This is a genomic window from Burkholderia sp. USMB20 (assembly GCF_000949135.2).
Taxonomy (GTDB): Bacteria; Pseudomonadota; Gammaproteobacteria; order Burkholderiales; family Burkholderiaceae; genus Burkholderia.
The window spans coordinates 20408-33901 of sequence record NZ_JTAN02000001.1 but is presented as its reverse complement, the minus strand read 5'-3'; the positions used below and the strand labels follow the sequence as shown (position 1 = coordinate 33901).

The window sequence follows — 13494 nt, the reverse complement described above, 5'->3', positions numbered from 1 at the left end:
GCGATGACGCAATTGTTCGATACGCTGGGTTTCATCGAGGCATCGGCGGTGCGGGCCGGTGCGGGTGCGGACGTGCATGACGCGCATGATTCGCGTAACGCAGCGGCCGCGCGGGCCGACGGCGCCGCCGCCGTGTCGTTCGCACACGTCGGCAAGGTGTTCGCGACGCCGCGCGGCCAGGCCGCCGCGCTGCGCGACGTGACGCTCGACGTGCGGCGCGGCGAGGTGTTCGGCATCATCGGCCGCAGCGGTGCCGGCAAGTCGACGCTGCTGCGGCTCGTGAACGGCCTCGAACGTCCGAGTTCGGGCAGCGTGCGCGTGCAGGGGGTCGACGTCGGCGCGCTCGACGAGGACGGGCTCGTCGCGCTGCGGCGTCGCACCGGCATGGTGTTCCAGCATTTCAACCTGCTGTCGGCGAAGACGGTGTTCGAGAACGTCGCGCTGCCGCTGAAGATCGCCGGCGTGCCGAAGGCCGAGCGCACGCGCAAGGCCGAGGCGCTGCTCGATCTCGTCGGGCTGGCCGCGAAACGCGACGCGTATCCGGCGAGCCTGTCGGGCGGCCAGAAGCAGCGCGTCGGCATCGCGCGGGCGCTGGTGCACGACCCGGAGGTGCTGCTGTGCGACGAGGCGACGTCGGCGCTCGACCCCGAGACGACGCAATCGATCCTCATGCTGCTCGCCGATATCAACCGCCGCCTCGGACTGACGATCGTGCTGATCACGCACGAGATGGAAGTGATCCGCGCGGTGTGCGACACGGTCGCGGTGATCGAGCAGGGCGAGGTCGTCGAAACGGGCCCGGTGTGGCGCGTGTTCGGCGATCCGCGCCACGGCGCGACGCGCGCCCTGCTCAGCACGCTCGTGCACGACCTGCCGGCCGAACTCGCCGCGCGCGTGCAGCCGTTGCCCGAGCTGGCCGCGCTGCCCGACGGCGCGCAAGTCGTGCTGGACGTCCGTTATACGGGCGAAAGCGGCGGCGAGCCGGACGTCGGCGCGCTCGCGGCGGCGCTCGGCGGCTCGGTGCGCTTCCTGCACGGCGGGATCGAGCGCATTCAGGGGCATGCGCAAGGGCGCCTCGTGATCGCGGCGTCGCCGCGCGCGGACGACGCCGGCCACCCGCCGGCACGCGGCGGCGCGGTCGCCGCGTTGCTCGAACGCGCGCGCCGCCACGCGAATCATGCGGAGGTGCTCGGCTATGTTTGAACTCTGGTGGCCCGAACTGCTCGACGCGATCCGCGACACGCTGTCGATGGTCGCCGCGTCGGCCGCGATCGCCGCGCTGATCGGCATCCCGCTCGCGGTGATCCTGGTGACGACCGCGCCCGGCGGCATTTACGCGCGCCGTGGCCTGAACGCGGTGCTCGGCGCGCTCGTCAACGTGTTCCGCTCGACACCGTTCATCATCCTGCTCGTCGCGCTGCTGCCGTTCACGCGCGTGCTGATCGGCACGACGATCGGCGTGTGGGCGGCCGTCGTGCCGCTGTCGATCGCAGCGATTCCATTCTTTGCGCGGATTGCGGAAGTGAGCCTGCGCGAAGTCGATCGCGGGCTGATCGAGGCCGCGCTCGCGATGGGCGCGAAACGCCGCCACATCGTGTGGCACGTGCTGTTGCCGGAGGCGTTGCCCGGCATGCTCGGCGGTTTCACGATCACCGTCGTCGCGCTGATCGGCTCGACCGCGATGGCGGGCGCAGTCGGCGCGGGTGGGCTCGGCGATCTCGCGATCCGCTATGGCTATCAGCGTTTCGACACCACGGTCATGGTGACCGTGATCGTGATCCTGATCGCACTCGTTTCGGCCGTGCAAATCACGGGCGACCGCCTGGTCCGACGCGTGACCCGGCGTACCTGAGCGGCGCCACGAGCGCCGGCTCTTTTCATTGAAGACCCTGAGAGAACGATACCCATGACCTTGCCCATCGGCGCGCCGCGCGAATGGAACGGACAATTCGAGGAAGCCCTGTTTCTGGACGTCGCACGACGCCATCGCCCCGGCTTCCCTGACAAACTGGCGACGCCGCCGCGCGAGCCGCACGGCGCGGACGAGCTCGCCGCCGTCGCCGACTACTACACGAAGATGGCGTCGCACGACCTGTTCATCGTGCAGGTCGTCGCGAAGGCGATCGACACGCTGTTTCGCGATAACCCGCATTTCCAGCTGATCCTGTCGCGCCAGCTCGGCGACGACGGCGCGCACGCGGTGATCGGGCGCGAGCGCGTGACCGAACTGACGGGCCGCGATCCGCTGCCGGAGGTCGAGCGGCTCGTCGCCGCGCACTGGGAACGCATCGGCGACATCGCGGTGCGCGACGTCGCGGGCTTTCTCGCGTTCGAATGGCATTACGAGCTGCACATCCTCGCGAAGCTGTGGATCCAGCGCAAGACCGGCCGCATCGCCGACGGCGCGATGCGCGAGCACGGCGAGAACCGGATCCGTCCGGACGAGGAGTGGCATCGCGTGCAGATCGTCCAGTGGTGGTTCGACACGTTGAACGCGCTGCCGCCCGCCGAGCGCGACGCGCTGGTCGACCGCGTGATCGCGGCCGACGAGGAAACCCAGGCGCGGCTCGACGGTTATCTGCATGACGAATACGCGCACACCGCGCACGTGTTCGGTGCGGATATCGCCGAATACCGCGCGATCTACGACGACTGGCGGCGCGAGATCCTGTCGCGGCTGACCGGCCGCCGGCTCGGCGCGCTGGTGCCGTTGTCGGGCGAAATCGTTGCGCACGAAACCGTTGCACAGGAAGCCGTCGCATGAACGATCCCCGCGGCCCGGCGACGCTGGCGCCGGAAACCGACGCACGCGCGCTCGACGCCGATGCGCTGGCGCGTGCGATCGACGCGCTGCGTGCGACGGCTGCCGAGCGCGACCGCGCGGGCGGTCACGCGGCCGACGAAAAGCAGCGGCTCGCCGACGCGGGCCTGCTGACGCTCGCGGTGCCGCGCGAATTCGGCGGACAGGAAGCCGAGTGGCCGGCGATCTACGACACGATCCGGCGGATCGCGCGCGTCGACAGCGCGCTCGCGCATCTGGTCGGGTTCCAGATCCTGCAGGTGGTGAGCGTCGACGTGTGGGGCAGCGCGGCGCAGCGCGAACGCTATCTGCGCGGCACGGTCGAGCATCGCTGGTGGTGGGGCAATGCGGTCAACCCGCTCGACACGCGGCTCGTGGCGACCGCGACGCCGGACGGCGGCTACCGGCTCGACGGCGTGAAGGGCTTCTGTTCGGGCACGCGCGGCTCGCAGCGGATGACCGTGTCCGCGCACGATCCGGAAACGGGCCGCGCCGTGTTCGGCGTGGTGCCGACCGATCGTGACGGGATCACGGTCAACGAGGACTGGGATCCGATCGGCCAGCGCCAGACCGATAGCGGCAGCGTGCGCTTCGACGGCGTGACGCTCGCGCCGGACGAGGTGCTGCACCGCTCCGAGACGCCGCCGACGCCGCGCGCGACGCTGCGCACGCTGGTGTCGCAGCTCGTGCTGACGAACCTGTTCGTCGGGCTCGCGGAAGGCGCGCTGGCCGAGGCGCGCGACTACGTGCTGGAGCACGGCCGGCCGTGGATCAACGCGGGTGTCGCGCAGGCGAGCGACGATCCCTATACGCTGCAGCGCTTCGGCGACATGCGCGTGCAGGCGGTCGCGGCGGCGGCGCTCGCCGACCGCGCGGCCGTCGCGTTGCAGCGCGCATGGTCGCGGCATGACGCGCTGACGGCCGACGAACGGGCCGAGGTAGCACTCGCGGTGTCGGACGCGAAGATCGTCGCGCAGCGCGCGGCGCTCGAGAACGGCGAGGCGCTGTTCGACGCGTGCGGCGCACGCGCGACGGCCGCGTCGCACGGCCTCGACCGCTTCTGGCGCAACGCGCGCACGCATACGCTGCACGATCCGCTCGACTATCGGCTGCGCGACGTCGGCCGGTTCGCGCTGACGGGCGAATTGCCGCAGGCGTCGCTTTATACGTAGCGTCGGCAAACCGTCCGGCGTCGCCATGCCGCTCGGTGTGGCTTGCCGGCGATAGCCGACGCCCGCGCCCGCGTCCTTGCGGGACTTCGGCATTTCTGCGCGAACCGTGCAATCACCATTCCGCTGCGCTCGCACTCGGCCGCCGGCCGGTCATGGCGCAGCGCATTCAGTCGGTACGACCCGGGAAGATCGCGTAAACCTTCCCCGAAGGCGCCTGTACGACCGACGCACCATCGGCGATCGGTCCCGTGTTTTTGTCGACCGCGTGCTGGCGCCCGCGTGTCCTGAAGCGCCACGCACCGGGGTAGTCTTCGCGCAGCCCGCGCACGCCGAACGCGACTTCGGTGCCGGCCGGGTAGGCGATGTTACCGACGCTCGCCGCACGCGCCAGCGTCGCGTAGTCGAACGCGAGAACGTTGCGTTCCCGATCGAGTCGCAGTTCGGGGTGACGCAGCGGTATCGATGACAATTCGAACACGTCGCCTTCCGCGACCCTGATCTCCCAATAGTCGTTGTCGCGCATGCCGTCCCCATAGGTGGTGGTGCTTCTCATGACGCGCGACCCGGCGGGTACGACACCGCCGGCCACGCGATTGCCGTCGGCCAGGTGGCATGACCAGAGCGTCCTGGTCCGCGCATCGTTGCGCAGCACGATCTTCAGCGGCGCTTTCGAACCGCAGGTCCAACCATCGATCGTCCGGGGCCCGGTGATGGTGAGCGTCAGTGCGGTGAGGGTGGCGAGGTCCCGGTCGTTGCGCGGCGCTTCATCGTCGAATTCCGTCCCGACCGTCAGCGCGACGGCCGCAATGCCGTAGACATCGACCGCATGCGGAAACTCGGCTTTCTCGATCGAGTTCATGTCGCCGGCAGTCGAGAGCGACAGCCGCGTGCCGGGCGGCATGTCGATGCCCAGCAGACGCTCGCTCTTCACGAGCGCGGGATGCTTCGCGGCCTCTTCCTTTCTGATGTTCGCCTCGGCCTGCAGCCCGATCGCCACCATCGCGACGACGAAGCTGCTCGTCACGCACAGGGCGGCGAAGATGGCGGTGGAGCGTCGCCGATATGCTCGAAACGATCGTCGTACAGGCGGAAACAGCACCAGCGCAACGATCCAGAGCACGACAGAGACGGCCGCCAGAAACGAAATGCCGAGAACGATGAAGAAGGTGCCGGAGAAAATCGGAGCGGGAATCATGAGACGGGCGAACGACCGAGCGGAATCATTGTTGGAATGGCCGCGGTAGACCGGGGCGTGCCGGCATCGTCAAGTGAAGGGTGCCGCCGCCGGCGTGGCCCGGGTGGCGGACGACATTTCAGGATCTTGTACGAACGGACGTCATTGTAGTGTTCTGGCGCCTGATCCGAAGACAGCGGTGCGCACACCGTTGTCTTTTCGCCTGCCTAGATCGGCAGACGCACCGTCTGCTTGATGCGCTTCAGCGGAATCTCGGTTTCGACGTTGCGTACGCCTTCGATCTGCGTGAGCGTCTCCATCTGAAAGCGCTGATAGTCGTCGAGATCCTTCGCGATGACGCGCAGCAGATAGTCGTAGCTGCCGGCCATCAGATGGCATTCGAGCACTTCCGGCGCCTGCTCCATCTCGCGCGCGAAGCGCTCGACGGTCGTCTTGTCCTGGCGTTCCAGCGTGACGCGCACGAAGGCCGTGAACCGCAGCTCGACGGCCGCCGGGTTCAGCAGGGCGACGTACGCGTCGATCACGCCCTGTTCCTCCAGCAGGTGAACGCGGCGCAGGCAGGGCGTGGGCGAGAGGCCGGCCTGCTGCGCGAGTTCGGCGTTCGTCTGGTTCGAGTTCCGTTGCAGCGCACGCAGAATGCGCCGATCGATGGCATCCAGCTTGATTGGCATTTTTGACTACCGATGAAGTCGATATTGGAGAATAACGCCAAATCGTGCCTCGAAAGTAGCCGACTTCGCAGCCATTCTCCACGGCAAGTTGCCGATAATCCGATGACTGCCCGGCTCATCGGACGCGCGCGATTCCCGCCCGTCCCGCCTGGCGCCGCTTTCAGGAGAGTTCCGATGCCGCACGTAGCCTGGTTGCCGTTCATGGCCACTTCCCTTCTGATCATTCTGACGCCGGGCCAGGACATGGTGCTCGTGATGTCGCGCACGTTATCCGGCGGCACGCGGGCGGGCCTCGTGACCGCGGCGGGCGTCAGCGTCGGGCTGCTCGTGCATACGATGCTCGCGACGCTCGGGCTGGGTGCGCTTCTTCAGGCATCCGAATGGCTGTTCACTGCATTGAAGATGATCGGCGCGCTGTATCTGCTGTACCTCGGCATCACGCTGCTGCGGTCGTCGGGCGAGCTGACGCTCGCGAGCGGTCGCGACGCGCCGGCGTCCGGGTTGCGCACGTTCGCGCAAGGCGCGCTGTCCAACGTGTCGAATCCGAAGGTCGCGCTGTTCTATCTCGCGTTCCTGCCGCAGTTCGTCCCCGCGGGCGCCGCGCATCCGATGCTGTCGCTGTTCGTGCTCGGCACGACGTTTGCCGGCCTGACGTTTCTCGTCAAGGGGCCGGTCGCGCTGTTCGCCGGCCTGCTGTCGACGTCGATCCGGCGCAATCCGCGCATCCTGACCCGCATGCACCGGGCGAGCGGCGCGGTCCTGCTCGGATTGGGCGTGAAGCTGGCGTTCGAGCGTCGTTGACGATGCTCACTGCGCCGGCAACGCGTCCGCCAGCGCGCGCATCGCGTCCGCCGTCTCCGGATTCGCCGGGAAAAACGCCTCGATCGCGAGCTCCGACAGCGTGACGTCGACCGGCGTGCCGAACACCGTCGTCGTGCTGAAGAACGTCAGTTCGCCGGCTGCCGTGCGCAGCCGCAGCGGCACCGCGATGTCCGCGTAGTCGGCGCGTGCCTGCGTGTCGGCGGGCTGGCCGGCCGGTGCCGGATAGTTCGCGAGTTCGTCGCGCAGCGCATGCAGCGTGCGGTCGCCGCTCGCGTCGATCTGCCGTTGCAGCCGGTGCAGGATATGCGCGCGCCACTCGTGCCAGTTGACGATCTGCGGCGCGAGGCCGTCAGGATGCAGGCTCAGCCGCAGCACGTTGACGGGCGGCCGCAGGAGCGCCGGATCGGCCTGCGCGACCAGCGCGCCGAGCATCCGGTTCGCGGCGAGCAGCGTCCAGTGGCGATCCACGGCGAGCGCCGGGTAGGGCTCGTGGCCGCGCAGCACGGCTTCGACCGCCTGGCGCGCCGCATCGAGCTGCGGATCGGAGAACGGCCGCTCGCGAAACAGCGGCGCATAGCCGGCCGCGACGAGCAGCGCATTGCGCTCGCGCAGCGGCACGTCGAGGCGCTCGGCGAGATGCAGCACCATCTCCCGGCTCGGCCGCGCACGCCCCGATTCGACGAAGCTCAGGTGCCGCGCGGACACCTCGGCCTCCAGCGCGAGCGCCATCTGGCTCAGGCGGCGGCGTTGACGCCAGGTGCGCAGCAGCGAGCCGATACCGGACGCGCGGCCGGCGGACGGGGGCAGCGATTGGAGGGTGGCGGTCGAGTTCATGACGAAGATGATAGGCAATCCCGCGCGTGCCGGGCATTACCTGCGAGGTAAGCATTCCGGATCGGTGTGCAGCGCCGATGCTGCCCGCTGCCTGCGCCCGATGGGCAACTCGATCGACGAATCGGGGAACCGGCCGCTCGGCAGTTGCGCGAGCACGTACGCCCGGCTGAGCGCCGGGAAGATCCGGCCCGTCGTCACCGGATCATGCCGAACGCCTTGCGGATCGGCATGCCGGTGACCGACGGCGTCGCGCGGTCCGCATCGTTGAGCGTCGTGACGACGGACAGCGGCGCCCGGATCCAGTAGCGCACGGCGGTGCGGCACGCGCGCTGCCGGCGAGTTTGATCGGAAGATCTCTAGAGGTGCGCCGATTGCGTGCCTAATATATGTCGTCGTATGACATGGGCCAAAAATTACCTGCAACGAGGGCGCGCGGACACCTCGGGTTTTCCCTTCGGACGGCCGAGGGAGAGGCAAGAATTTCCTGCTTGTGCCGCATGGATAAGGGTTTGCGGCCTGCGGTCGAGTAACTGTGGAGCGACAGGAATATCGCCATGTCGTCAGCAGACATCATATCTGTTGGGCTACAATGAGCGAACCATTCCCGAACCACGGAGCACACCCATGCAACTGACTGGAGAGATGCTGATCGGCGCCGACGCGGTGGCCGGCTCGGCCGGTACCCTGCGCGCGTTCGACCCGACGAAGGGCGCGCCGATCGATGCGCCGGCCTTCGGCGTCGCGACGCAGGCCGATGTCGAGCGCGCGTGCGAACTCGCGCGCGACGCCTTCGACGCGTATCGCACGCAGCCGCTCGCGGCCCGCGCGGCGTTTCTCGAGGCGATCGCCGACGAAATCGTCGCGCTCGGCGACGCGCTGATCGAACGCGCGCACGCCGAAACGGGCCTGCCCGTCGCGCGGCTGCAGGGCGAGCGCGGCCGCACCGTCGGCCAGCTCCGGCTGTTCGCGCGCGTCGTGCGCGACGGGCGCTTCCTCGCCGCGTCGATCGACCCCGCGCAGCCCGCGCGCACGCCGCTGCCGCGCTCGGACCTGCGGCTGCAGAAGGTCGGGCTCGGGCCCGTCGCCGTGTTCGGCGCGAGCAACTTCCCGCTCGCGTTCTCGGTGGCCGGCGGCGATACCGCGTCGGCACTCGCGGCCGGCTGCCCGGTGATCGTGAAGGCCCATGAGGCGCACCTCGGCACGTCCGAGCTGGTCGGCCGCGCGATCCGCGCGGCGGTCGCGAAATGCGGGATGCCGGCCGGCGTGTTCTCGCTGCTGATCGGCCCCGGCCGCGTGATTGGCGCGGCGCTCGTCAGCCATCCGGCGATCCAGGCCGTCGGCTTCACCGGGTCGCGGCAGGGCGGCATGGCGCTCGTGCAGCTCGCGAACGCGCGCCCGCAACCGATTCCCGTCTATGCGGAAATGAGCAGCATCAACCCGGTCGTGCTGTTTCCGGCCGCGCTGGCCGCGCGCGGCGACGCGATCGCGACCGGCTTCGTCGATTCGCTGACGCTCGGCACCGGCCAGTTCTGCACGAACCCGGGTCTCGTGCTGGCGGTCGACGGCCCCGATCTCGATCGCTTCGAGTCCGTCGCCGCACAGGCGCTCGCGAAGAAGCCGGCCGGCGTGATGCTGACGCGCGGCATCGCCGACGCTTATCGCAACGGCCGCGGCAAGCTGGCCGAACTGCCGGGCGTGCGCGAAATCGGCGCGGGCGAGGCGGCGCAGACCGAATGCCAGGCAGGCGGCGCGCTGTACGAAGTCGCCGCGCAGGCGTTCCTGGCCGAACCGGCGTTCGGCCACGAGGTGTTCGGGCCGGCGTCGCTGATCGTGCGCTGCCGCGATCTCGACGAAGTCGCGCGCGTGCTCGACGCACTCGAGGGCCAGCTGACGGCCACGCTGCAACTGGACGCCGACGACAAGCCGCTCGCGCGCCGCCTGCTGCCGATCCTCGAACGCAAGGCCGGGCGCCTGCTCGTCAACGGCTACCCGACCGGCGTCGAGGTGTGCGATGCGATGGTGCACGGCGGGCCGTTCCCGGCGACGTCGAACCCGGCCGTCACGTCGGTCGGCGCGACCGCGATCGACCGTTTCCTGCGGCCCGTGTGCTATCAGGACTTCCCGGACGACCTGCTGCCCGAAGGGCTGCAGGAACGCAATCCGCTCGACATTCCGCGGCTGCGGGACGGGAAGGCGGAGTGATGGCGCAGGACGACTGAAGGCCGCGTCCCGGGAGGGGCGCGTTCCGGCAAGGTTGAAACAAGGCGGCGCACGGTGCCCACGGGTACCCCGCCGCCTTTTTGATGGAGGGCCGGTTTTGCTCGATTAGAGAGCGGGGGGCATCGAATGATGCTTCTCATGATGCGCCGCCTTGACGAGATGGATGGCGGCTTCCACGCCGCCGGAATTTCTCCTACATTAGCGAGGCCTCGGACCCGCCGGTCCGCAGGCGAGCCTGAGAGACCGACAAAAACCAACAAGGAGCCCTCCGATGAATATCAGCAAGCGTGGCGACCACCTGTTCGCGGCCGGATTGTGGAAAGCGATCGGCGACGTCGCGAAATCGGTGCGTACCCAGATCGGCGAGACCAGCGAAGGGCGCGTACTGGCCAATGCGCTGTTCGAATTGCAGCGCGACCTGGGCGGCAGTGAATTCGACGTGACGATCAATCAGGGGCGGCCCGTCACCGGCGCCGATCCGCATTCGCTCGGGTTCGGCCAGGCCGTCAAGCGGTTCCGGCTGGACATGGAGGCGCTGGTATTTGCGCTGAAGCATCGCCGCAGCATCGACGAGCGCGATCCGGGCCTGCGCACCGAGGCGCTGATGCAGGCCAACAGCCAGCTCGCGACCGCGAAACAGTATGCGACGCTCACGCTCGGCCGATTTTTCGATGCGGTCGTGGATCCCGACGTGCTGGATCAGATTCTTGCCGACGATCCGAACACGCGCTTCCGGCGGTCGGCGGCCGGCACCGATATCGCCGCGACCCGTCTCAGGCTCGGCAGCCTGCGCTACCGGATCGTCGGAACCATCGCACAGATGTAATGAAAACGGCCGGCCCGCGAAGCACGGGGCGGCCGTCGAAAGGGGGAGCGCCGGGCGGAACCGCCGGTCCCGCGCGGGCCGGCACGCACTGGATCGCGTGCCGTTGGTCAGCCCGCCGCTTACTGCGGGCCCATCTTCTTGATCAGCACGTCGAGTTCGGCCATTTCGGCGTCGGTGAGGTCGACGAGCGGCGCGCGCACCGGGCCGGCGTCGTGGCCGACGAGCTTCGCGCCCGCCTTCACGATGCTGACCGCGTAGCCCGCGCGACGGTTGCGGATCTTCAGGTACGGCAGGAAGAACTCGTCGAGCAGACGGCCGACCGTTGCGTGGTCGTCCTTCGCGATCGCTTCGTAGAATGCCATCGCCGTCTTCGGGATGAAGTTGAACACGGCCGACGAGTACACCGGCACGCCGAGCGCCTTGTACGCGGCCGCGTAGACTTCGGCCGTCGGCAGGCCGCCGAGGTACGCGAAGCGGTCGCCGAGGCGGCGGCGGATCGTGACCATGCTCTCGATTTCGCCGACGCCGTCCTTGAAGCCGATCAGGTTCGGGCAACGATCGGCGAGGCGCTCGAGCATGTCGGCATTCAGCTTCGAATTCGCGCGGTTGTACACCACGACGCCGATCTTCAGCGCGCGGCACACCTGCTCGACGTGCTCGGCGATGCCTTCCTGGCTGGCTTCGGTCAGGTAGTGCGGCATCAGCAGCACGCCGCTCGCGCCGAGGCGCTCGGCTTCCTGCGCGTATTCGATCGCGACGCGCGTCGCGCCGCCGGCGCCGGCCAGGATCGGCACCTTGCCCTTGCAGGTTTCCGTCGCGACGCGGATCACGTCCGAATACTCGCGCTGCGTGAGCGAGAAGAATTCACCGGTGCCGCCGGCCGCGAACAGCGCGGTCGCGCCATACGGCGCCAGCCATTCCAGACGCTCGGCATAGGTGGCCGGGCGGAAGCTGCCGTCCGCGTCGAAATCCGTCAGCGGAAACGACAGCAGGCCGTGGGAAATGATCTGTTTGAGTTCTTGCGGTGAAGTCATGGTTGGGTCGTCCGTCCAGCGCGAGTGCTGATGGGTTCGTCGGGTACGGCATCCGGGCCATATTGGCGATGTCGTTGTATGTCATCGTACAACGCGGAAAAGCGCGGCGCAAGCGGTTTGCCGGCCGGCGAGAGATAGGGTCTTTCCGGATAAGGGTTTACGCAGCATCGCGGCTTGGTGTTGAATGTCATATGATGACTAACGATTTGACCGGTAGCCTCCCAGGAATTCCGATGACTGCTTCCCCGCTTTATATCCGCGTGCACCCGGACGACAACGTCGCGATCGTCGTCAACGACGGCGGCCTGCCCGAGGGCGCGACGTTCGCCGACGGCCTGACGCTGCGCGAAGGCGTGCCGCAAGGGCACAAGGTCGCGCTGGTCGACCTCGCGGCCGGCGATCCGATCGTCCGCTACAACGTCGTGATCGGCTACGCGCTCGCCGAGCTGCGCCGCGGCAGCTGGGTCAACGAGCGCACGATGCGCATGCCCGAGCCGCCGGGGCTCGACGACCTGCCGCTCGCCACGCGTGCCGCGCCGCCGCTGGCGCCGCTCGAAGGCTATACGTTCGAGGGCTTTCGCAATGCCGACGGCTCGGTCGGCACGCGCAACATCCTCGCGATCACGACGACCGTGCAATGCGTGTCGGGCGTCGTCGAGCATGCGGTGAAGCGGATCAAGGACGAACTGCTGCCGCGTTACCCGAACGTCGACGACGTGGTCGGGCTCGAGCACACATACGGCTGCGGCGTCGCGATCGATGCGCCCGATGCCGACATTCCGATCCGCACGCTGCGCAACATCAGCCTGAATCCGAACTTCGGCGGCGAGGTGATGACGGTGAGCCTCGGCTGCGAGAAGCTGCAGCCCGAGCGCCTGCTGCCGCCGGGCTCGATTCCGGTGGCGGCCGACGGCGCGCCGGACAACGGCGGCGTCGTGTGCCTGCAGGACGCCGCGCACGTCGGCTTCAACTCGATGATCGACTCGATCATGAAGATGGCCGAATCGCATCTCGAACGGCTGAACCGCCGCCGTCGCGAAACCTGCCCGGCGTCGGATCTCGTCGTCGGCGTGCAGTGCGGCGGCAGCGACGCGTTCTCGGGGCTCACCGCGAACCCGGCGGTCGGCTTCGCGGCCGACCTGCTCGTGCGGGCGGGCGCCACGATCATGTTCTCGGAGGTGACCGAAGTGCGCGACGGCGTCGCGCAGCTCACGTCGCGCGCGGCGAACGAGGACGTCGCCCGCGAGATCATCCGCGAGATGGACTGGTACGACCGCTACCTGCAGCGCGGCCGCGTCGACCGCAGCGCGAACACGACGCCCGGCAACAAGAAGGGCGGCCTGTCGAACATCGTCGAGAAGGCGATGGGCTCGATCGTGAAGTCGGGCAGCGCGCCGATCGCCGGCGTCGTGCGTCCCGGCGACCGGGCGCGGCAGAAGGGGCTGCTGTACGCGGCGACGCCCGCGAGCGACTTCATCTGCGGCACGCTGCAGCTCGCGGCGGGGATGAACCTGCACGTTTTCACGACGGGGCGCGGCACGCCGTACGGCCTCGCGCAGGTGCCGGTGATCAAGGTCGCGACGCGCAGCGATCTCGCGCGCCGCTGGCACGACCTGATGGATCTCGACGCGGGGCAGATCGCGACCGGCGCGGCGTCGATCGAGGACGTGGGCTGGGAACTGTTCCGGCTGATGCTCGACGTCGCGAGCGGCAAGCGCCGCACGTGGGCCGAGCAATGGAAGCTCGCGAATGCGCTGACGCTGTTCAATCCGGCGCCGGTGACCTGACGCGCGCCGCGACGGCGGCAGACGATGCGATGCGGGCGCCTTCGGGCGCCCGTTTTTGATGGCGGCGGCGGGTGCGCGGTGCGGCGCATGCGTATTTTCCGCGGCCGGCACGAATTCCTTACCTCGCACGTAA

At 68.7% G+C, this 13494-nt stretch carries 12 protein-coding genes and 1 pseudogene; 8 read left to right on the top strand and 5 right to left on the bottom strand.

The annotated features are described in order from the left end of the window. Nucleotides 1-3 precede the first annotated feature (3 nt). From PL79_RS00170 to PL79_RS00155, 4 genes are read left to right on the top strand one after another with little or no spacing between them, the layout of a single operon-like run. Entirely contained in the window at nucleotides 4-1203 is a 1200-nt protein-coding gene (locus PL79_RS00170) for a methionine ABC transporter ATP-binding protein (RefSeq protein ID WP_044845750.1), read from the top strand. Further along, nucleotides 1196-1852: a methionine ABC transporter permease gene (locus PL79_RS00165; RefSeq protein WP_044845749.1), complete on the top strand. Its 657-nt coding sequence runs from the start codon at nucleotides 1196-1198 to the stop codon at nucleotides 1850-1852. The genes PL79_RS00170 and PL79_RS00165 overlap by 8 nt, the downstream gene beginning before the upstream one ends. A gap of 54 nt (nucleotides 1853-1906) precedes the next feature. After that, nucleotides 1907-2764: a hypothetical protein gene (locus tag PL79_RS00160; protein ID WP_044845748.1), complete on the top strand. Its 858-nt coding sequence runs from the start codon at nucleotides 1907-1909 to the stop codon at nucleotides 2762-2764. Beyond that, nucleotides 2761-3972 carry an acyl-CoA dehydrogenase family protein gene (locus PL79_RS00155; protein WP_044845747.1) on the top strand — a complete coding sequence of 404 codons (1212 nt, stop codon included), beginning with the start codon at nucleotides 2761-2763 and terminating at the stop codon, nucleotides 3970-3972. Before PL79_RS00160 ends, PL79_RS00155 begins: the two co-directional genes overlap by 4 nt. 166 nt (nucleotides 3973-4138) lie before the next feature. Here PL79_RS00155 and PL79_RS00150 read toward each other — a convergent pair whose 3' ends face one another. Together PL79_RS00150 and PL79_RS00145 are read right to left on the bottom strand one after the other, a co-directional pair. Beyond that, nucleotides 4139-5167 carry a hypothetical protein gene (locus PL79_RS00150; RefSeq protein ID WP_044845746.1) on the bottom strand — a complete coding sequence of 343 codons (1029 nt, stop codon included), beginning with the start codon at nucleotides 5165-5167 and terminating at the stop codon, nucleotides 4139-4141. 206 nt (nucleotides 5168-5373) lie between these two features. Beyond that, complete coding sequence (locus PL79_RS00145; RefSeq protein ID WP_044845745.1) at nucleotides 5374-5838, bottom strand: Lrp/AsnC family transcriptional regulator; 465 nt, start codon at nucleotides 5836-5838, stop codon at nucleotides 5374-5376. 174 nt (nucleotides 5839-6012) lie between these two features. On the opposite strand from PL79_RS00145, the gene PL79_RS00140 reads away from it, so the two are divergent. Next, complete coding sequence (locus tag PL79_RS00140; RefSeq protein ID WP_044845744.1) at nucleotides 6013-6639, top strand: LysE family translocator; 627 nt, start codon at nucleotides 6013-6015, stop codon at nucleotides 6637-6639. A 6-nt stretch (nucleotides 6640-6645) separates the two neighbouring features. Here PL79_RS00140 and PL79_RS00135 read toward each other — a convergent pair whose 3' ends face one another. Next, on the bottom strand, nucleotides 6646-7494 hold the full coding sequence (locus PL79_RS00135; protein WP_044845743.1) for a helix-turn-helix domain-containing protein: 849 nt from the start codon (nucleotides 7492-7494) through the stop codon (nucleotides 6646-6648). Between the two features lie 132 nt (nucleotides 7495-7626). Continuing rightward, a pseudogene (locus PL79_RS00130) lies at nucleotides 7627-7840 on the bottom strand (MFS transporter); the annotation flags it as partial. A gap of 278 nt (nucleotides 7841-8118) precedes the next feature. Here PL79_RS00130 and PL79_RS00125 point away from each other — a divergent pair. Both PL79_RS00125 and PL79_RS00120 read left to right on the top strand, forming a co-directional pair. Next, nucleotides 8119-9696, top strand: coding sequence for an aldehyde dehydrogenase (NADP(+)) (locus PL79_RS00125; RefSeq protein WP_044845742.1), 1578 nt, complete (start codon nucleotides 8119-8121; stop codon nucleotides 9694-9696). A gap of 289 nt (nucleotides 9697-9985) precedes the next feature. Continuing rightward, nucleotides 9986-10540 (top strand): hypothetical protein, encoded by a 555-nt coding sequence (locus PL79_RS00120; RefSeq protein WP_044845741.1) that lies wholly within the window; start codon nucleotides 9986-9988, stop codon nucleotides 10538-10540. Between the two features lie 119 nt (nucleotides 10541-10659). Here the strand turns inward: PL79_RS00120 and kdgD are convergent, their stop codons facing one another. Continuing rightward, complete coding sequence (gene kdgD / locus PL79_RS00115; protein WP_044845740.1) at nucleotides 10660-11574, bottom strand: 5-dehydro-4-deoxyglucarate dehydratase; 915 nt, start codon at nucleotides 11572-11574, stop codon at nucleotides 10660-10662. A gap of 233 nt (nucleotides 11575-11807) precedes the next feature. On the opposite strand from kdgD, the gene garD reads away from it, so the two are divergent. Continuing rightward, a complete protein-coding gene (gene garD, locus PL79_RS00110; RefSeq protein ID WP_044845739.1) occupies nucleotides 11808-13361 on the top strand; it encodes a galactarate dehydratase in 1554 nt (517 codons plus the stop codon). Nucleotides 13362-13494 lie beyond the last annotated feature (133 nt).